Annotated in this window: 22 protein-coding genes; 8 read left to right on the forward strand and 14 right to left on the reverse strand. The window is 70.5% G+C overall.

Annotation, left to right across the window (positions count from 1 at the left end; all coding sequences use genetic code 11):
• Positions 1 to 24 precede the first annotated feature (24 nt).
• Entirely contained in the window at positions 25 to 1,500 is a 1,476-nt protein-coding gene (locus tag RCP80_RS00410) for a flavin-containing monooxygenase (RefSeq protein ID WP_308480467.1), read from the forward strand.
• A 22-nt stretch (positions 1,501 to 1,522) separates the two neighbouring features.
• Here the strand turns inward: RCP80_RS00410 and rraA are convergent, their stop codons facing one another.
• The 5 genes from rraA to RCP80_RS00435 form a co-directional block, all read right to left on the reverse strand.
• Entirely contained in the window at positions 1,523 to 1,996 is a 474-nt protein-coding gene (rraA, locus tag RCP80_RS00415; RefSeq protein ID WP_308480468.1) for a ribonuclease E activity regulator RraA, read from the reverse strand.
• A gap of 31 nt (positions 1,997 to 2,027) precedes the next feature.
• The gene (locus RCP80_RS00420) at positions 2,028 to 2,510 is read right to left on the reverse strand and encodes a hypothetical protein (RefSeq protein WP_308480469.1); all 483 of its coding nucleotides are present in this window, start codon (positions 2,508 to 2,510) and stop codon (positions 2,028 to 2,030) included.
• A gap of 82 nt (positions 2,511 to 2,592) precedes the next feature.
• Positions 2,593 to 3,534, reverse strand: coding sequence for a CopD family protein (locus RCP80_RS00425; protein WP_308480470.1), 942 nt, complete (start codon positions 3,532 to 3,534; stop codon positions 2,593 to 2,595).
• The gene (locus RCP80_RS00430; protein WP_373693421.1) at positions 3,531 to 4,067 is read right to left on the reverse strand and encodes a copper resistance CopC family protein; all 537 of its coding nucleotides are present in this window, start codon (positions 4,065 to 4,067) and stop codon (positions 3,531 to 3,533) included. Before RCP80_RS00430 ends, RCP80_RS00425 begins: the two co-directional genes overlap by 4 nt.
• A 67-nt stretch (positions 4,068 to 4,134) precedes the next feature.
• Positions 4,135 to 4,791: a DUF6474 family protein gene (locus tag RCP80_RS00435; protein WP_308480471.1), complete on the reverse strand. Its 657-nt coding sequence runs from the start codon at positions 4,789 to 4,791 to the stop codon at positions 4,135 to 4,137.
• Between the two features lie 120 nt (positions 4,792 to 4,911).
• Between RCP80_RS00435 and RCP80_RS00440 the strand changes: the two genes are divergently transcribed.
• Genes RCP80_RS00440 through RCP80_RS00450 form a run of 3 tightly spaced genes read left to right on the forward strand, consistent with a single transcriptional unit; the run spans position 4,912 to position 7,605 of the window.
• A complete protein-coding gene (locus tag RCP80_RS00440; RefSeq protein ID WP_308480472.1) occupies positions 4,912 to 5,994 on the forward strand; it encodes a hypothetical protein in 1,083 nt (360 codons plus the stop codon).
• 31 nt (positions 5,995 to 6,025) lie between these two features.
• On the forward strand, positions 6,026 to 6,517 hold the full coding sequence (locus RCP80_RS00445; protein WP_308480473.1) for an ImmA/IrrE family metallo-endopeptidase: 492 nt from the start codon (positions 6,026 to 6,028) through the stop codon (positions 6,515 to 6,517).
• On the forward strand, positions 6,514 to 7,605 hold the full coding sequence (locus RCP80_RS00450; protein WP_308480474.1) for a hypothetical protein: 1,092 nt from the start codon (positions 6,514 to 6,516) through the stop codon (positions 7,603 to 7,605). The genes RCP80_RS00445 and RCP80_RS00450 overlap by 4 nt, the downstream gene beginning before the upstream one ends.
• Positions 7,606 to 7,614: 9 nt before the next feature.
• Here the strand turns inward: RCP80_RS00450 and RCP80_RS00455 are convergent, their stop codons facing one another.
• From RCP80_RS00455 to sodN, 4 genes are all read right to left on the reverse strand, one after another.
• A complete protein-coding gene (locus RCP80_RS00455) occupies positions 7,615 to 8,010 on the reverse strand; it encodes a transcriptional regulator (protein WP_308480475.1) in 396 nt (131 codons plus the stop codon).
• Between the two features lie 383 nt (positions 8,011 to 8,393).
• Positions 8,394 to 9,116, reverse strand: coding sequence for a TMEM165/GDT1 family protein (locus RCP80_RS00460; RefSeq protein ID WP_308480476.1), 723 nt, complete (start codon positions 9,114 to 9,116; stop codon positions 8,394 to 8,396).
• Positions 9,117 to 9,351: 235 nt separating this feature from the next.
• On the reverse strand, positions 9,352 to 9,885 hold the full coding sequence (locus tag RCP80_RS00465; protein ID WP_308480477.1) for a peptidase: 534 nt from the start codon (positions 9,883 to 9,885) through the stop codon (positions 9,352 to 9,354).
• 201 nt (positions 9,886 to 10,086) lie between these two features.
• Entirely contained in the window at positions 10,087 to 10,509 is a 423-nt protein-coding gene (gene sodN / locus RCP80_RS00470; protein ID WP_308480478.1) for a superoxide dismutase, Ni, read from the reverse strand.
• 22 nt (positions 10,510 to 10,531) lie between these two features.
• Here sodN and RCP80_RS00475 point away from each other — a divergent pair, with 22 nt between their 5' ends.
• On the forward strand, positions 10,532 to 10,879 hold the full coding sequence (locus tag RCP80_RS00475) for a S24/S26 family peptidase (protein WP_373693422.1): 348 nt from the start codon (positions 10,532 to 10,534) through the stop codon (positions 10,877 to 10,879).
• A gap of 6 nt (positions 10,880 to 10,885) precedes the next feature.
• On the opposite strand, the gene RCP80_RS00480 is transcribed toward RCP80_RS00475, so the two are convergent.
• Positions 10,886 to 11,038: a hypothetical protein gene (locus RCP80_RS00480; protein WP_308480479.1), complete on the reverse strand. Its 153-nt coding sequence runs from the start codon at positions 11,036 to 11,038 to the stop codon at positions 10,886 to 10,888.
• A 401-nt stretch (positions 11,039 to 11,439) separates the two neighbouring features.
• On the opposite strand from RCP80_RS00480, the gene RCP80_RS00485 reads away from it, so the two are divergent.
• The 3 genes from RCP80_RS00485 (at position 11,440) to RCP80_RS00495 (ending at position 13,766) form a co-directional block, all read left to right on the forward strand.
• Positions 11,440 to 11,775, forward strand: a complete 336-nt coding sequence (locus RCP80_RS00485) for a rhodanese-like domain-containing protein (RefSeq protein WP_308480480.1) — start codon at positions 11,440 to 11,442, stop codon at positions 11,773 to 11,775.
• A gap of 61 nt (positions 11,776 to 11,836) precedes the next feature.
• Positions 11,837 to 12,937, forward strand: coding sequence for a DUF4328 domain-containing protein (locus tag RCP80_RS00490; protein WP_308480481.1), 1,101 nt, complete (start codon positions 11,837 to 11,839; stop codon positions 12,935 to 12,937).
• Positions 12,938 to 12,941: 4 nt separating this feature from the next.
• The gene (locus RCP80_RS00495; protein ID WP_308480482.1) at positions 12,942 to 13,766 is read left to right on the forward strand and encodes a glycerophosphodiester phosphodiesterase; all 825 of its coding nucleotides are present in this window, start codon (positions 12,942 to 12,944) and stop codon (positions 13,764 to 13,766) included.
• Between the two features lie 3 nt (positions 13,767 to 13,769).
• Here RCP80_RS00495 and RCP80_RS00500 read toward each other — a convergent pair whose 3' ends face one another.
• The 4 genes from RCP80_RS00500 to RCP80_RS00515 all read right to left on the reverse strand — a co-directional run bounded on the left by RCP80_RS00500 (position 13,770) and on the right by RCP80_RS00515 (position 17,348).
• A complete protein-coding gene (locus tag RCP80_RS00500) occupies positions 13,770 to 14,312 on the reverse strand; it encodes a ferritin (protein WP_308480483.1) in 543 nt (180 codons plus the stop codon).
• A 144-nt stretch (positions 14,313 to 14,456) separates the two neighbouring features.
• Positions 14,457 to 15,743 carry an LCP family protein gene (locus RCP80_RS00505; protein WP_373693423.1) on the reverse strand — a complete coding sequence of 429 codons (1,287 nt, stop codon included), beginning with the start codon at positions 15,741 to 15,743 and terminating at the stop codon, positions 14,457 to 14,459.
• A gap of 9 nt (positions 15,744 to 15,752) precedes the next feature.
• The gene (locus RCP80_RS00510) at positions 15,753 to 16,547 is read right to left on the reverse strand and encodes a CPBP family intramembrane glutamic endopeptidase (RefSeq protein ID WP_308480484.1); all 795 of its coding nucleotides are present in this window, start codon (positions 16,545 to 16,547) and stop codon (positions 15,753 to 15,755) included.
• Between the two features lie 27 nt (positions 16,548 to 16,574).
• Complete coding sequence (locus RCP80_RS00515; protein ID WP_308480485.1) at positions 16,575 to 17,348, reverse strand: DUF2470 domain-containing protein; 774 nt, start codon at positions 17,346 to 17,348, stop codon at positions 16,575 to 16,577.
• Between the last annotated feature and the right edge of the window lie 9 nt (positions 17,349 to 17,357).

Below are 17,357 nucleotides of genomic sequence, written 5' to 3' on the forward strand. Positions count from 1 at the left end.
ACACCCTGTTGATAGGTTGACGTCATGACCGAATTTGTCGACGTTGTCATCGTCGGGGCCGGAATCTCCGGCATCAGCGCCGCCTGGCATCTGCAGGACCGCTGCCCGGCCAAGAACTACGTGATTCTCGAACGCCGCGACGACCTGGGCGGCACCTGGGACCTGTTCAAGTACCCGGGCATCCGGTCGGACTCCGACATGTTCACCCTGGGCTTCCGCTTCAAGCCCTGGAAGTCGGCGAAGTCGATCGCCGACGGCGCCTCGATCAAGGCCTACATCAAGGAGGCCGCCGAGGAGAACGGGATCGACCAGCACATCCGGTACGGCACCACGGTGACCGCCGCCGATTGGTCCGACAGCGAGAACCGCTGGACCGTCACGTTCGAGCGGGACGGCCAGCAGAGCCAGATCCAGTGCGGCTTCGTGTTCGCCTGCAGCGGCTACTACGACTACGACGAGGGCTACACCCCGAAGTTCGAGGGCGCCGAGGACTTCGGCGGCACCATTGTGCATCCGCAGCACTGGCCCGAGGACCTCGACTACGCGGGCAAGCAGATCGTCGTCATCGGCAGTGGTGCCACCGCGGTGACTCTCATTCCGGCACTGGTCAATTCGGGCGCCGGGCATGTCACGATGCTGCAGCGCTCGCCGACCTTCATCGGGACGCTGCCCGAGGTCGATCCGATCGCGGTGAAGGCCAACAAATACCTGCCGGAAAAGCTGGCGCACTTCGTCAACCGCTGGTGGGCGATCGGCTTCAGCACCGGTCAGTATCAGGTGTCGCGGCACTTCCCGGAGTTCATGCGCAATCTGCTGTTGACGCGGGCAAAGCGCCGGCTACCCGCGGGCTACGACGTCAAGACGCACTTCAATCCCAGCTACAACCCGTGGGATGAGCGGCTGTGCCTGGCACCCAACGGCGATCTGTTCAAGGCGATCCGCCGCGGCAAGGCCGAGGTCGTGACCGACACCATCGACCGATTCACCGAGACCGGCATCAGGTTGACCTCCGGTCGGGAGTTGGCGGCCGACATCATCATCACCGCAACGGGTTTGAACATGCGGCTGTTCGGCGGCGCGGCCGTGACCCGCAACGGTGCGCCGGTCGACATCTCCGAGCGGATGACCTACAAGGCGATGATGCTCTCCGACATCCCGAACATGGCGTTCACCATCGGCTACACCAACGCGTCCTGGACGCTGAAGGCCGATCTGGTGTCCGAGTACGTCTGTCGGCTGCTCAACTACATGGACAAGCACGGCTACGACGCCGTGGAACCCCGGCATCCCGGCCCCGAGGTGGAGCCGCTGCCGTTCACCGACTTCTCGCCGGGGTACTTCCAGCGGGCGCTGGACCAGCTGCCGAAGTCCGGCTCCAGTGGGCCGTGGAAGGCCAAGCAGAACTACTTCTTCGACATCCGTGCCATCCGGCAGGGTCGGGTCGACGACGATTCCTTGCAGTTCACCAAGCACCGGGCGCCGCAGCCGATCTCGAGCTGATCGCCCGGGCCGGCGGCCGGGGTCAGACCACCACGATGCCGTCGTCGTCGCTGTAGGCGGTCTGCCCCGGAACGAAGGTGACCCCGCCGAAGGACACCTCGACATCGCGCTCACCGGCGCCGGTCTTGGTGCTCTTGCGCGGGTTGGTGCCCAGCGCCTTGACGCCGATGTCGAGGGTGCGCAGGATCGCGGAATCGCGTACCGCGCCGTTGATGATCAGCCCGGCCCAGCCATTGGAGCGGCCGAGTTCGGCGATGACGTCGCCGACGAGCGCGCTGTGCACCGACGCGTCGCCGTCGATCACCAGCACGCCCCCGTCGCCGGGCTCGGACAGCACCGACTTGAGCAGGGCGTTGTCCTGAAAGCAGCGCACCGTGCTGATGCGCCCGGCGAACATCGACCGGCCGCCGTACTGGCGCAGTTGGAGGTCGCAGCTGCGGACCTCGGGGCCGATGTCGTCGACCAGGTCGGCGGTGGCGCGCGGTTCAACAGTCACGGGAGGAAATCCTAGCGGCCGATCGCCGTGGTCAGTCCTGGTCGTCGCGGCGCAACCGGCGCACCCACAGGATGGCCACCAGCGTCACCGCGAACGCGACGATGAACGGGACCGGCGAGCGGGACCCGTCGTCCAACGGGGCGGGCACCGGCGGCGGCACCGCGTCGGCGGCCCGCTCGACCGCCGACTTTGCCTGCGCGGCAGCCTCCTTGGCGCCGTCGGGTCGCGCCGAGCCGTTGCCGGCGGCCAGCGGGGCCGGGGCCGGCGGGGGCGGGGGCGGGGGCGGAGCGGCCTTCTTGGCCGGGGCTTTCTTGGCGGGAGCGGCCTTCTTCGCCGCAGCCTTCTTGGCGGGGGCGGCCTTGGTGGCCTTCTTCGCCTGGGCCTTCTTGGCGGGTGCCTTCTTCGCTGGGGCCTTGGCGGCCGGTTCAGTGGGAGGCGGGGTAGCCGCAGGCACGTCGGGTGCTTGGGACGCCGGCTCGGGGCGTTCGTCAGGCTGGTCCCGCTGCTCGGCCATGTGGGCTGCTCCTTTGCAGTTCGTCGTCACCAATCACCGCAGTGCCACCCATCATGCCAGGTGGGTCCGCGCGCCCAAGCGCTCAGCCGGTCACCGTCAGGCCGGCGGCCAAGGTGAGCGCCGCGGTGAGCAGCCCCAACTCCACCAGGCAACGGCGCAGCGAATCCCGGGCGCCGAGCCGGTGGGACGTCGCCGCGACCAGCCAGCCGGTGCGGTGCGCCCAGGCCACTGCCAGGACGGCCGCGGTGACGCCGATCTTGGCGAGCAACACCCGGCCGTAACCCGTCTGGACCAGGTCGGCGGCCGAGCCCAGCGCGGTCAACGCGGTCAAAACCCCGGTGCCCACCAGCACCGCCACGGTGGGCAGCGCCACCCGGGAGAACACCGGCAGCACGCGGGCCCACTGACCGCGGGTCGACACCGTCAACGCCAGGGCCGCCAACGTCCCGAACCACAGGGCGGCGGCCAACGAATGCACCACCACCGAGATCGAGGACAGCAGCCCGTCGGCGACATGACCGGTGACCGCGCGCGCCGCGATCCCGGCCGTGACCACGCCGACGGTCGCGGCACCGACCCCGGGCGAGCGGGGGGCCGCCAACACCAGCACGCACACCACCGCCGCCGCGGCGACACTGAACAGCGCGGCCCGGCCGGGCGCGGTGCTGCCGGCGAAGTCGACCAGGGTGGGCAGCGACAGCGCGGTGACGGCGCCGCCGCTGGCCTGGGCGGCCGCGAGCACCAATCGAATCAGCTCGGCGACCAGCCACGTCGCCGCGGCCACCGCCAGCGGCCCGGCGGCCCGGTTGACCACCTCGTCGCGGTAGCGGGGGCCGTCGAGGCGCGCCACGAGCGCCAGGCCGAGACTGGTGGCGGCGGCGAGGTCGGCCACGGCCCGCGCGGCCGTCATCGCCGGCGACAGCTCCGCGCCGCTGACCAGCCACGCCAGCGTCGTGGTGGCCAAGACCAGCGCCACGCCGAACCCGACCGCGACAACCCGCGGCCGGACCCGGCGCTCGGTCACGTCCGGCGCCGGAGGGCCCAGACGACGGCGCCGGCGACGACGGCGATCGCGGCCAACGCGAACGGCCAGACCGGCAGCGAGGAGTCCGCGGGGGCTTCGGCCAGCGGCGGCCCGGGGTCACCGGCACCGGCGGAAGTCAGCTCGAAGGCCCATGAACCCGAGACGACGTGGCCGTCGGCCGAGGTGGCCCGGTAGTTCACGGTGTAGGTGCCGGCGGGTCCCAACGGCCGCACCGGCACGCTGATCACCGCACCCTCGACGACCGGGTCACCGTCGGTCCACAGGTTGCCGTCGGGTCCCACCACCGTCATCGCCGCGAACGTCGGCTGCATCGGCTCGTTGAAGGTCGCGCTGACCCGCTCGGGGCCCGAGGTCAGCGAGGTGCCGTCGACCGGGTCGGTGCTCATCAAGGTCGCATGTGCGGCCGCCACCGCGGTACCGGCGAAGGTCAGCATCGCCACCAGAGCCGCCACCACGCCGAACCGCCGGACGGTCCGGGCGGGGCGGTGCGCACTGATCGGGAGGGAGGTCATGGCCACACTTTCTACGAGCCTGCTACGGCACTTCTCGGGGTTTCGGGATGGGGCGGCGGGACGGCAGTCACAGCACGCCCAGGCGCGCCATCAGGTCGGCGTCGATGCCGTCGAGTTGATCCGAGATCGCCGTGTGCGCGGCCCGGCGCTGGCTCACGGGCATGTTCTCGGCCGCGGCCACCGCCGCGGACAGGTCGGTCAGTCGCCCGGTCATGGCCTCGACGAACTGCTTGGTCTCGGTGTCCTTGGGACTCTTCTGGGCGACGGTGCCCAGCGTTCGCTCGGCGCCGGAAATCCGCGCCGACAGTTCGCCACCGTGGCCGGAGAACTGCCCGATCTGGCTCAGCGGGACGCCGAGGCGCTCGGCGCGGCGCTCGTCGAGCAGCCCGCGAGCGGCGGTGGCGGCCCGGTAGGCCAGCGGGATCAACACCGGGGCCAACAACCGTGCGACGGTCAGCACCCGTCGAACCCGGATGGGGGAGAACAACTTTCCTTCGCGGGCGGCCCGCAATTGGGTCTCGGCGATCTTCAGTGCCGCGCGATCGCTGGCACGTTGGGCCTTGAGTTGAGCCTGCAGCGCCTTGTTCTGCGCGCGCTGTTCGGCCTTGAAGCGGCGTACCTCGTTCTTGGCCTCGAGCTTGGCCTCCAGCCTCGCCTTTGCCTTGAGCGCCTTGGCCTCAGCGCGACGCGTCGCACGACTCTTGCGCTTCTTGAGCAGCGCCATTCCGGCCGCCTTCCGTGTTCATTGCGCACTTTTGCCGGGCCGATGGACAGGCCCGGCAACCCTGTGCCAACCCTAGCGCCTGGCGCTATCCGGCAAATCGCCACCTGCGGATATGCCACAATGTCTGCAGATATTTCTGGGGGCGGACCCGGGTTCGCCGGACGACGAAAACAGGGCAAAGTGGACGGGGCGCGAGTGCAGGGCGCGGCGATCGGCGGGATGGTCGCCTGCGGTTTGCTGGTCGGGGGTGTCGGTGGCCTCGGCGTGGCCGTGGCGTCCGCGGCCCCCGGTGTCACCCGCGATGCCGACAGCACACAGCGCGGCGATCGCACCCCGCGCGCCGAGGACCGCACCAACGAGCAGGACCGCAAGCTCAACCGCCGGGGGCCGGAGCGAGCGCGGCCCGCCGCCGAAGCCGACACGGCCGAGGACGGCGACGCGGACCGGTGGCGCGGATTCACGCGCCGGGCGGTGCGGACCGCGGGCGACGAGAAGTCCGAGGGTTGGTCCAAGCGGAAGGGGCCGCGGGAGTACCCGACCTGGCACCGGCGGCACAAGGATCGGCACGACTTCCCGGACGGCCAGTGGCGGCCGCCGAGGGACTGTGATCACCACGATCCGGATCCGGAGGAGCCGACCGAACCCGAGGTCCCCGACATCGTGGAAAGCGGCGGCTCCGACGGTCCCCGGATCCAGTGGGGCGTCCAGCGCGACCAGCCCGAGGCGGCGGCCGAGGCCGAGACTTCGACGCGGACCCTGGACGCGGAAAAGGTGCTGCGAGCCGCCATGGCGGCCCCGCCGCCCCCGCCGCCCCCGCCGGCGGCCGCGGTACCGGTGATCGCCCCAGTGCCCGTGCCGGTCCCCGTCCCCGTGCTGGTGGTCCCCGGTCCGGCCGCGGCACCGCAACCCGCGGTCCCGCCCCCGCCGCCGCCCGCACCGACGGCGGATCGGCCGGCGGCGGACGCCGACGTGGCCGCGGGCCGCGACGACGACCGGCGGGCCGCCCCGGTCGTGCCCGCGGCGTTCCGCGCCGGTTATCCGGACTATCTGCGCACGGCGGCGATGACCGAGATCGCCGGCTTCGCGCTGACCGGTGCCGCCGGACTGCTGGGCTTGACCGCCGCCGGGGGGTTGGTGGGCTACCGACAGGCCAAGGCGGGCCACGCCGTGCGGGCCGCCGGGACGGCGCGATTCCTACAGTGATGGGCCCCGCCCGGGGCATGAAGGGAGGGGCATGTCGGCGAGTCGTCGCGTGACGCGCGCCGTCGGAGAGGTGCTGGACCTGGCCCCCCGGCGTGGCGAGGTCTCGCTGCACCGGTTGGTGGAAGCCGTCAGCGCCAGCCGCGGCCGCACCATCGAGATCACGATGGCCGATCTGCCCGACGGGGTGTGCGGGCAGTGGCGGCAGTACGCCGACCGCGACGAGTTCCTGATCCAACGGGGGCTGCCGACCTGGGATCGGACGCTGGCCCACGAACTCGGTCATCTGGTGTTGGGCCACGAGGGGATTGCCGTGGCCGAGATGGCCCGGATGTCCTCCGAGGTCGCCAGCGACGACCTGATCAGCTACATGCTGAACCAGCGCACGGGCTGCATGGGCCCCGGCGGCGAGGACATCGAACAGGAAGCCGAGGACTTTGCCGCCCTGCTGATCTACCGGCTGGGCCGCATCCCGTCGGATCGCTCCTCGATTGTGCAGGTCCGACTCGGCGAGGCGTTTGGTTGACCATCTGGGTGATCGCCGGTCTGCTCGCGATGGCGACGGGCGTCCGGATCGGCTGGGCGTTGGTCAACAAGCAGTCCCTGGTGAGTACGGCGATGATTGTTGCGCTGGGCAGTTTGGCGTTGGTGGCCGCACTGAACTGGCCGCCGCTGACGCTGCTGATCGACACCTGGCTGCGCTGGCCGAACCTCGCGGTGGGCCTCAGTCAGCTGGCGCTGATCGCCTGCGCCGCCGGCAGTTGCGTGATGATCACCAGCGTCGCCTCGCCCCGCAGGGCCGACACGGTGCGTCGAATTGCCTTGGCGCAGTATGGTTTGGCCGCTGCCGTGGCGGCTTTGACCCTGGTGCTGTTCTTCCGTGCCGGCCGGCAGCCGGAGATGGCCCCGCAGGAGTATCTCGCGAAGAATCTCGGCTCGAGCGGCCTGGCGCTGCCATGGCTGGTGCCGCTGCTGTACGTGATGCTGGCGTTGACGATGGTGGCGTGGGCGGGGGCGCGCCATTCCAACCGGACCCGCCGGGGGCGGGCGCTGCTCGTCTTCACGTTCGGGATCACCCTGATCCTGCTCGCCAGCGCCTTCTTCCTGATCCGCGCGGTCAGCGCCACCCCGTTGGTGGGCATCGGGACCGCGGTGGTGCTGCTGGGCAGCGCGATGGCGGTGGTGGGCGCGGGGTCGCTGCTGCCGACGGTCGAGGATTGGTTTTCCGGCCGGCGGGAGCTGAAGTTGATCGAGCCGCTGCACACCGAGTTGCAGCGACGCCGGCCCGACATCGGGATCGGGGTGCGCCCGCGCGGTCCGGTGGTGTTCCGGGTGGCCGAGGGCCTGTCCCGGATTTCCGACGCGCTGTATCTGGAGGCGATCGCCGCCCAGCAGCGCCCGGCGAGCCCCGGCGACGGCGCGGCGGCCGAGCGGCCCGCGGTGGCACCGGTTGCGCAGGCGCGCAGGATCGCCGAATGGATCTACTCGGGTCGACCGGCCAGCAGCGAACCGGAACGATTTCCGGGGTCCCGCTGGCTGCGGCAGCCCGACAGCTACTCCGACCGCGAATGGATCATCGAGATCGCGCGGCAGTACCGCGACCTTGCCGAATAGCCGGCGCTGCTAGTCGAGTTGTTCCTTGCGGCGCAGTTCCTCGGCCTTTTGCACCAGATCCTGCTGCGCCTCCGGGGACAGCCCCACCGTGCGGGCAGCGACCCGGCGGACACCCTCGTCCCGCATGTGGGCCAGCCAGGTCAGTTCCTTGTCGAGCTTCTCGTAGTACTCGTCGTCGGTGAAGTAGGCGGGCTTGATCCGGAAGAAGTTGGCGAGGGCGGCCATGGTCGCCGCGGACGGGTTGGTGCGGTTCCCCGAGCGAAGCTGCGAGAGGTAGGGCGCCGACATCGTGACACCCTCCGACTTGAGCGCGCCGATGACCTCGGCCGAGGTGTGCGGCCCCCGACCCGGCGGATATACCGTGTCGAACAGCCTATTCAAGCGCGCAGCGAACGTTGTACTCATTGTTTCTCCGACCTCCACATCCGCACCGCACAGTCGCCCCGACGATGTATTTGCTGATCATCGTAGCGACAGATGCGCTGTTAACCAAGTGCAAACGACCAATAAATTGACGCTCGACGCAACATAAGGTAGCAGCGAAACGCCGAAGCGGGCCGGAACCGCCGAAAACTCGGCTCGTCAGCGTGCACAGCAGCGGAAATGAGGCGCGGGCCCGGGTTGGCGTTTCGGAGCCCGTTCGCCAGCGTGGACGTTCCCAGGCCCAGGATTTTTTCCGGGCAACGATGGTCCGTGCCGGGGGTCTGTGCGGCCAATCTTTGCTGCCGACCGGTTTTGACTGGCGTACGCAGGGTTTTTCCCCGACTTTTCGGTGTTGGCCCGCCGATTTACCCCGCGTCGGTCGCGTTGGCGGGATCGGCGTCGTCGGCGCGCTGCGGCGGCATCGCGGCGCGGGCCCGTCGCCACCGAACCCACCCGACTATTCCCGCTGCCGCCGCCGCGACAGCAACCGACCCCGTGACCGCGACCGCGGCCGTGTGCCACTCCAGGGCACCGTGGAACAGCATCCACAGGCCGAAGAGCAGGAACAGGACGCTGGCCAGCATGTGCAGGAGGCGTTCCGGGAGTCGACGGTGCATCAGCCGTCCGACCACGATCGCGACCGCGTCCGCGAGCACCATCCCGACGGTCGCACCCACCCAGACGCCGGCCCAGTGGTTGTCGCTCGCGAGCGCGACCGTGGCCAGCATGGTCTTGTCGCCCAGTTCCGCCAGCACGAACGACGAGATCACCGCGAACAGGATGAAGCGGGGTTCGGCGACGGGTTTGGCCTCGTCGTCGGAAGTACCGCCGGTGCGCCAGGTCCAGACCGCGAAACCGAGGAATGCGACGGCGGCGGCGAAGGCGATCGGCCGCTCCGGCAGCGCCAGGCCCAGGAAGTGCCCGATGGTCACCGAGATGCCGTGTACCAGGAACGCCGCGATGCCGACCCCGGTCAGCACCACCCACCAGCGGTGGCGCAGCGCAAAGGTCATGGTGATCAGCTGGGACTTGTCGCCGAGTTCGGCAACGAACACCACACCGAGGCTGATCAGGGCCGCCGCAAGCATTGGAACCGACCTTTCGACTGGTGGCGGAGATGCCGAGGCAACACCGGCCATTCGTCGAAGGTCTCACCCACCGAACAATGCGTTCGGTTCGCCGGCCGGGCTTTCGCCAGTATGTCGACACGACGATTGGGGGCTACTCCCCTTCGCTGACCACCACAGCATACGGACGCCCGCACGGTAAGGCGAATGTTCGGGTTGCCGTACTTGGGATTTCGTGCTCTCGGCGATGAATTGGCTAGGCGGCAAGCAGCATTGCCAGGATGGCGGTGTCGGGGTGGCTGATGGGGTCCACTCCGACGCGACTGACCATCGAGGTGACCGTGCCGTCGGATTCGGCCTCGACCCACGCAGCGCGATGTTCGAGGCCCAAATGCGGTAGCCCGGGCAGCAATACACACCCGGATGCCGCACCCGCACACTCCGGCAGTGAGGGCATGGTCTCCGACGGGGGGTGCAACATGAGCAGCGCTGGGGGCAGATGATCGGCGAAATAGCCTGGCGCGATCGCGGATTCGCCGACCACGGGACCCTCGGCGATGACGAGGCCGACGGTGTCCGGCGGCGGCGCCTCGGGGAGTTCCTCTCGGACGCCGAATACGGTTGTGGTGGAGAGCAATCCCGGCAGGGAGGCCACCCGCACCGCGGCCATCAACAGTTGGGCCCATTCCTTGGTGGAATCCGGCCAGCGGCCCGAGACCACGAAGCCCTTCAGGGCGCCACGAGAATGAAAGGGGGCGAGGCCGATAGCCCGCCCGGACCCAGTCTCCATCTCTGCCTCCGCAACTTCGGACTGCTCTGCGCGACACGACTGCGGGTCGGTCTGTTCAGGATGGGGCAAAACCCGCTGGCACGCAAGAGGACACGAGTGCCAGCGCGGAAACGATGCGAAGTCGATAGCGCGTCAACGAGATCGGGGCGCCGCGCAGCGATGCACGACGCCCCGAGGCGGCCAGGTGGGACCGAGCTGAAATCAGGACGGCGGGTAGACGCCCATCGCCTTGGACTTCTCGGTCTGCCAGAAGATGTCGGCGATCTCATCGATGGTCTTGAGCAGCTTCTCGGCGACGGCGATGTCGGTGGACTTCTTGACGTCACCGGCGCCGTGCACGCCGTCCCAGAACAGCTGATGCAGATTCGGGAACTGCTCGAAGTGCTCCGGGGCGAAGAAGTCGGCCCACAGCACCATCAGGTGATGCTTGACCTCCTCGGCGCGCTGCTCCTTGATCAGGACCGCGCGGGTGCGGAAGTGCTCGTCATCGGAGTCGTGGTACTTCTGGAGGGTCTTGAGGCACGACAGCGCCTCGATCTTGGCCTGCGCGGGGTCATAGACACCGCAGTACAGGTCGCAGTGAGCATGGGCGGGTGTGGCGTTGGTGAAAAGTCGATGCAGCATAGCCCTAACCTACCCTCAGGACATGGCGCATAACCATCGACTCTGGCGATGGCCGCTACGACGGTTCGTCGTTGTCGAGGATTCGATGCGGCCGACCCTGAACCCGGGGGACGGCCTGCTGGGCCGGCGCGGGGGGCGCGTCCGCCCCGGTCAAGTGCGCATCTTCCGCGATCCCACGCTGGCCGCGCGCTGGTTGGTCAAGCGCGTCGGGCAGGTGCACGGATCCGGCCCGGACGCGACGTTCGAGGCGTGTTCGGACAATCCTGACGCCGTCGGCGTCGTCGACTCCCGCCGGTTCGGCCCGGTGGCCGCAGCCGACACCTACCGGATGGTGTTCAAGGTGCGCGGCGCCGGCCGCCGGCGCTCGTAGCGCGGATCAGAACAGGACGATCAGGGCCAAGACCCCTAGCAGTACGACGGCGATCACCCCGGCGCGCAGCAGGGCGAGCAGGTAGGACCGGTTGCACGTGGACGAATACCACTGCGACGGCTGCGTGCCCGAGCCCGGGCCGAGCGGTTGAGTGGTCATCACATGCTCCTGACCGGTGGATTCAAAACTGCCCCCAGTGAGATCTGTCACAGAAACGCTGTTGTGACGGCGATCATAACGCCTTGGGTCCCGAAGCGAGAAATTGCTGCGTCCCGCCCAGCCCGCAGGCATTTTCGCACAGCCGCGACGACGGCCCCGGCACCGGATTCCCCGCCCGTCACCGGCTGCGAAACGCGTCGATTTCGCTCGGCTCGGCGGGCGGCTGTTGATGGACGGCCGTCGGCGCCGGGTCGGTTATCCACAGCGGACCCGGGATCGGGCGCAACGTGCGAGGCGGAGCGCATGCGGGCGCCGGGCACGCTGTGGATAAACCTGTGGAAACTGTGGATAGCGGGGGCGGATCCGGGACTTCGCTGGCGTGGACGTGACAGGATCGAGTCATGACTGCCGTACCCCAGGCACACGTGCGTGACCTGCCCACGACGTTCGAAGGCGACGTCGTGCTGCTCGACGTCCGCGAGGACGACGAGTGGCAGCGGGGACACGCGCCCCAAGCCCGCCACATCCCGATGAACGACGTACCGACCCGGCTGGCCGAGCTGAATCCGGGCACCCAGCTCTACGTCATCTGCCAGGCGGGCGGACGTTCGCAGCAGGTCGCCCAATATCTGCAGGCCAACGGCTACAAACCGGCCAACGTCGACGGCGGAATGCTGGCCTGGCAGCAGGCGGGGCGGCCCGTGGTGACCGATTCCGGTGCACCGGGCACCGTCTGATCCGCCGCCGCCGATCCCCCGACCGCCGAAACAACGGCGCGGCCGTCGTTAGGCTGGTGCGGTGATTCAGGTCTGTTCCTCGTGTAGCACCCGGTGGAACGTCCGCGACAAGCAGCGGATGTGGTGCCCGCGGTGCCAGGGCAGGCTGTTGGCGCCGGCCGCCACGGGGGCCGGGGCGCCCCCGGATGTCGCCGGCTGGAGCCGGTCCGCGCAGACCGGCGGCGCCGCGCCACCGACCGGTGGCGCGCCCAAGCTGCCGCCCGGCTTGCGTTGGATCGCCGTGCGCCCGGGTGCACCCCCGAGCCCGCGGCCGCGGCGGCGTCCGCTCGGTCCGACGCCGCGCTACGACTTCATCCCGCGCTGGAGCCTGCCGGACCCGATCACCTACGGCGTCGAGCCCACGGCGCCGGAGCGCACCGGACCCACGGCCGCCCAGGTGCGCGGCGTCCTGACCGTCACGACCGTGGCGTTGGCGGCGGCGGCGCTGATCTACTTGATCCGCTATGTGCTGCTGATGGTGAACCGCACGGTGCTGCTGCCCCCGTTCGTCGCCGCGGGCGCCACGCTGCTGAGCATCCTGGTCAGCCTGGCCGCCCTGGCCGCGGTGATCGCCTGCTGGGTGGTCCTGACGCGGTGGCTCATCGCGCGGCGAGCCCAGCTGTTCGCCCACCTCGGCCGGACCGACCGGCCGACCTCGGCGCTGTGGACCGGCTGCCTGCTGCCGCCGGTCAACCTGTTCTGGGCGCCGGTCTTCGTGATCGAGACCGCCACCCTCGAGGGCCTCTACCGCCGGCTGCGCACGCCGATCATCAGGTGGTGGCTGTGGTGGGCACTGAGTGCGGTGCTGTCGTTCATCGCCGTCGCCTCGCTGTTCACCTACGGCTGGTTCAGCATCGGTTTGAACTCGTCGGCGCAGGGCGTCGCGGACAACACCGTGGCGATGATCTGCGCGTACCTGGCGGCGCTGGCGACGGTCGTGGCCGTGCGCCGGGTCTACCAAGGATTCGAGGACAAGCCGGTCGAGCGGCCCGCGCACCGCTGGGTGGTGGTGGCGGCCGGTCCCGCCGCCGGTCCCGCCGCCGGGGAGGCCGACGGCACCGGGGCAGCGGCGGGCGACTTCGCCCGTCCGGTTGAGCCGACGGGCCAGGAACCGGCAGCATAGGGCCATGGAACCGGGTGGCGAAGGGCTCGCGGGGCATCCCTTTGTGGTGGCGCACCGCGGCGCGTCGGCCCACCGCCCGGAGCACACCCTGGCCGCGTACGAGTTGGCGCTGCAGGAAGGCGCCGACGGCGTCGAATGCGATGTCCGCCTGACCCGGGACGGTCACCTGGTGTGCATGCACGACCGCCGGATCGACCGCACCTCCTCCGGCAGCGGTGTGGTCAGCGAGATGACGCTGAATGAGTTGCGGCAGTTCGACTATGGCTCCTGGCACGGTGGCCGGCCCACCGACGGCGACGGGGCGGACACCGGCCTGCTGACCCTCGAGGAACTGGTGATGCTGGTGCTGGACTTCAAGCGCCCGGTCAAGCTGTTCATCGAGACCAAGCATCCGGTGCGCTACGGCGGCCTGGTGGAGAGCAAGGTGCTGGCGCTGCTGCACCGCTTCGGGATCGCGGCGCCGGCCTCGGCGGATCTGTCGCGCGCGGTGGTGATGTCGTTCTCGGCGGCCGCGGTGTGGCGGATCAGGCGGGCCGCGCCGATGCTGCCCACGGTGTTGTTGGGCGAGGCGTCTCGCTTCCTCGGTGGCGGGGCGGCGACCACGGTCGGGGCCACCGCGGTGGGGCCGTCGATCGGCACGCTGCGGGAGCACCCCGAGTTGGTCGACCGTGCCGCCGCGCAGGGCCGGGCGCTGTACTGCTGGACCGTCGACCACTACGAGGACGTCCGGTTCTGCCGGGATCAGGGCGTCGCGTGGCTGGCCACCAACCACCCCGGCCGCACCAAGGACTGGCTGCAGAACGGACTGACCGGGGCGGGGCGGGACTGACCGTCAGAGCGCGCCGGCAACGGGCGGCGCGGCGGGGTCCGCGGATCCGGCCGCCAGCTCGCGCGCCACGTAATCCTCGAGGTCGAACAGGTTGTCGCCGGCCCGCTCGGTGACGCGTAGCAGCGTCGTCATCGCGGCGACCTCCTCGACCTGCTCCTTGAGGAACCAGCCCATGAACTGCTCGCCGAGGTAGTCGCGCTCGTCGCGGGCGGCGGCCGCCAGCGCCACGATCGCATCGGTGACGTCGCGCTCGAGTTCCAGGGCCCGGGCCACGGCCTCGCGCGCGGAGCCGAAGCCGTTGCGCACCGAATCGACGCCCGGGATCTCCACGTCGACCCCGCGGTCGAGCAGATAGCGCACGAACATCAGCGCGTGGTTGCGTTCCTCGGCGGCCTGGCGGTAGAAGAACTTGGCCAGCTGCGGCAGGTCGGCACCGTCGAAGTGGACGGCAATCGCGACGTATTGCTGAGCGGCGGTGAACTCGTCGCGGATCTGGTCCCGAAGCAGGCCGTGGAATTTGGTGTCGAGGCTGTCGTCGCGAGTCATGATCGCCACCATACTGACTGGTCAGAGGGGTTGTCATGGAAGGTAACACTTACTTCGGGCAGCGTTGCCTAACTTGAACGGGCCCGGCCGGACCGCGCGCCGCCGCCCGGTCGGGAGTTAGCTGGATCACTCCCGGGCGCGGTGTCAGGGCTGGGCCTCGAGCACCGACTGCGGGATCGGGGCGTCGGTGGCGAGCGCTTCGAACAGCGCGCCGGCGGCCGCGTCGTCCCAGGTGACCACGGCGCCCGAACCCGTCGAGGTGTAGCTGCCGATCGGCACCGTGACGGTGACCGGGGAACCGCGCAGCGCCCAGCCGAGGCGGGCCAGATCCCACACGTGGTCGTCGGTGTCGACGGTGACCGCGTCGGCGGCCGCGCGCGGCACCGCGTACCAGCGCCACGGGTTCAGCCAGACCGCGGGGCTGGCGGCGCGATTGAGCAGCGCGGACATGAACTGGCGCTGGTTGACCATGCGGTCCAGGTCGGCGCGCGGGGTGGCCCGGCTGCGCACGAAACCCAGCGCGGTGCGGCCGTCGAGCTGCTGGCAGCCGGCCGGCAAGTCGATGCCGGCCAGCGGGTCGCTGATCGGCTCGGCCGGACACGCCGTCACCCCGCCGAGCGCGTCGACCAGCACCGCGAACCCCGCGAAGCCGATCTCGGCGTAGTGGTCGATGCGGAGCCCGGTGGCCTGCTCCACGGTTTGGGTCAGCAGCGGCGCGCCGCCGAAGGTGTAGGCCGCGTTGATCTTGTCGCTGCCGTAGCCGGGGATCGGCACGTAGGAGTCGCGGGGAATCGAGACCATCGTGGTCGGCGCGCTGGAGCCGAGGCCCGGCAGGTGCACCAGCAGGAGGGTGTCGGTGCGGCCGGAGCCCAGGTCCCCGCCGGTGGACAGCTCCGCCTGTTGCTCGGGGGTCAGATCGTGGCGGCCGTCGGAGCCGACGAGCAGCCAGGTGGTGCCGCGGCCCGCCGCGGGCCGGTCCGGATAGCTGGTGATCGCCGGGATCCGGTTTAGGGCGCCGTCCAGCCAGACCCCGGCCCCGATCACGCCCGAGCCGGCCAGCAATAGCAGCACCAGCAGGATCCGGCCCCAGGGCCGGCGCTTGCGGGTCTTTCGGGGTTGCGGCGCAACGGGTTTGGGCGCGGGCGGCGCCGGGCGGTCGCGGGCCGCGGGCACCGGGCGGCGCGGCGGCGCGGACCGAACCGGCGGGGGCTGCCGGGGGGGGGGTGGCCGCCGGGGCGGTGGCGGGGGAGGGCGCCGCGGCGGCAGCGGTGGCGGTGGGGCCGCCGGCGGTGGTGGGCGCTGCGCGGGAAAGCCGCCGGGCATCGGCCGGTGCTGGGGGTCCCGCCGGATCACCTGCGACGGTTCGCCGGGTGGGGGCGGCCGACGGCCCGGGCCGGGGGGCTGCCCGTGGCGGGGCCGGTCGTCGCTCACCAGGCCAATTTACGTGCCGGCCGGCGGTTCGATGCCCAGCCAGCCCAGGTGCGGCGCCAGCAGCGCGTACCCGACGAAGGCCACGGCGTCGATCAGAAAGTGCGCGATGATCAGCGGCCACAGCCGGCCGGTGCGCTGCCAGACGTAGCCGAAGATCAGCCCCATCACCAGGTTGCCCAGACCCGCCCCGAAGCCCTGGTACAGGTGGTAGGCCCCGCGGAGCACGCTCGAGGCGACCAGTGCGGTGACCGGGTTGACCCGGAACTGGCGCAGCCGGGTGAGCAGGTAGGCGACCACCACCACCTCTTCGGCCCAGCCGTTGGCGAAGGACACCCCCAGCAGCACCGGGATCCGCCACCAGGTGTCGCCGAGCTCGGTGGGGACCACCGCGGCGCTGAACCCCAGCGCCCGGGACGCCACGTACAGGCCCAGCCCCGGGATGCCGATCAGGGCCGCCAGGCCCAGACCGCCGAGCAGGTCCGGGCGCACTCGCAACCGGCCCAGGCCGATTCGGGTGGGGCCGAATCCGCTGCGCCACAGGAGGTAAACCGCGAGCGCGCCCCAGGCGAGCAGCTGGGTGAGGTAGGCCAGGTTCAGGCCCAGGTCGATCAGGTCGAAGTAGGAGCGACGGGGGTTGAGGGCGACTGTCTGGCCGGCCAGGCCGCGCAGCACGAAGTCGATCAGCTGCAGCGTCGCGGTGACGGCACTGAGGCCGAAGGTCACGACCAGGACGACACCGACCTCGATGCGCAGCGCGCGGCGGTCGTGGGCGCTCAGGGCCTCAGATGCGCTCGGTGCGCTCACCCCGACACGGTATCGCCCGAGCGAGGGTCAGGGGGTGCGGCGGGCGCGCAGTCCGTTGACGAAGGGGCAGCCCAGCAGGATGCGGATGGCCCGGCTGAGTCCGGTCACGTCGTCCACCGGCTGATTGAACGGAAGCCGCACGTCGTGGTCGCCGTCGGCGCCTTCGACGCGCAACCGCACGCCGTAGCGGTCCAATCCGAGCGGGCGGACCTGACCGCCGCGCAGCGGCCGCGGCAGCTTGGTCGCGAGCCGGTCGATCAGGTCGCGATGGTCGGAGTCGAGGTGACGCAGCCAGCCGGTCTCCAGCGCGCAGAACGGGTCGGGACGGGCCTCAAGCAGCGCGCTGGGCGCCACCGCTTCGGCGCCCGAGGAGTCGGCGACGACCACCGACTCGATCTCCAGCCGCAGCAGCGCGGACTCGGTGCCGACCTGCAGCAGGGCCGGGTTCGGGTCCTCGGCCGCCACCACATCCAGGGTGGCCCGCAGCATCGAGTCCGGGACCCGGTGCAGCCGGCCGCGGATCCATACCAGCGAGCGCACCGGCTCGCGCAGCGGCAGCGGCGCGTAGTCGGTCAATTCGAGGAAAGCCTGGACGCCGGCGGCCCCGGACGCCACGACGTTGGCCGCCGCCACCCCGTTGATCGGCACCGCGATCGCGACCGAGCCGTCGGGCAGCAGATGGTGCACGCTCACCGTCTCCGGATCGGCGCCGTCGAGGGCGATCAGGGCGCTTTGGGCGCGGATGCACGCGCTGCGGATGCGTTCCGCCGTCGTCGGCCCGGAGATCGTCGCCAGAGTCATAGTGGCCCT

Origin of the sequence: Mycolicibacterium sp. MU0053 (assembly GCF_963378095.1) — a bacterium.
GTDB lineage: Bacteria > Actinomycetota > Actinomycetes > Mycobacteriales > Mycobacteriaceae > Mycobacterium > Mycobacterium burgundiense.

Excerpts from the sequence above, each read along its gene's own strand:
- RCP80_RS00420 (WP_308480469.1), bottom strand. The coding sequence starts at position 2,510 with ATGGCCGAGCAGCGGGACCAGCCTGACGAACGCCCCGAGCCGGCGTCC.
- RCP80_RS00455 (WP_308480475.1), bottom strand. The coding sequence starts at position 8,010 with ATGAGTACAACGTTCGCTGCGCGCTTGAATAGGCTGTTCGACACGGTA.
- RCP80_RS00515 (WP_308480485.1), bottom strand. The coding sequence starts at position 17,348 with ATGACTCTGGCGACGATCTCCGGGCCGACGACGGCGGAACGCATCCGC.
- RCP80_RS00475 (WP_373693422.1), top strand. The coding sequence starts at position 10,532 with ATGGCGCATAACCATCGACTCTGGCGATGGCCGCTACGACGGTTCGTC.
- RCP80_RS00480 (WP_308480479.1), bottom strand. The coding sequence starts at position 11,038 with ATGACCACTCAACCGCTCGGCCCGGGCTCGGGCACGCAGCCGTCGCAG.
- RCP80_RS00465 (WP_308480477.1), bottom strand. The coding sequence starts at position 9,885 with ATGGAGACTGGGTCCGGGCGGGCTATCGGCCTCGCCCCCTTTCATTCT.
- RCP80_RS00485 (WP_308480480.1), top strand. The coding sequence starts at position 11,440 with ATGACTGCCGTACCCCAGGCACACGTGCGTGACCTGCCCACGACGTTC.
- RCP80_RS00435 (WP_308480471.1), bottom strand. The coding sequence starts at position 4,791 with ATGGCGCTGCTCAAGAAGCGCAAGAGTCGTGCGACGCGTCGCGCTGAG.
- RCP80_RS00495 (WP_308480482.1), top strand. The coding sequence starts at position 12,942 with ATGGAACCGGGTGGCGAAGGGCTCGCGGGGCATCCCTTTGTGGTGGCG.
- RCP80_RS00440 (WP_308480472.1), top strand. The coding sequence starts at position 4,912 with ATGTCTGCAGATATTTCTGGGGGCGGACCCGGGTTCGCCGGACGACGA.
- RCP80_RS00500 (WP_308480483.1), bottom strand. The coding sequence starts at position 14,312 with ATGACTCGCGACGACAGCCTCGACACCAAATTCCACGGCCTGCTTCGG.
- RCP80_RS00410 (WP_308480467.1), top strand. The coding sequence starts at position 25 with ATGACCGAATTTGTCGACGTTGTCATCGTCGGGGCCGGAATCTCCGGC.
- sodN (WP_308480478.1), bottom strand. The coding sequence starts at position 10,509 with ATGCTGCATCGACTTTTCACCAACGCCACACCCGCCCATGCTCACTGC.
- RCP80_RS00430 (WP_373693421.1), bottom strand. The coding sequence starts at position 4,067 with ATGACCTCCCTCCCGATCAGTGCGCACCGCCCCGCCCGGACCGTCCGG.
- RCP80_RS00445 (WP_308480473.1), top strand. The coding sequence starts at position 6,026 with ATGTCGGCGAGTCGTCGCGTGACGCGCGCCGTCGGAGAGGTGCTGGAC.
- RCP80_RS00460 (WP_308480476.1), bottom strand. The coding sequence starts at position 9,116 with ATGCTTGCGGCGGCCCTGATCAGCCTCGGTGTGGTGTTCGTTGCCGAA.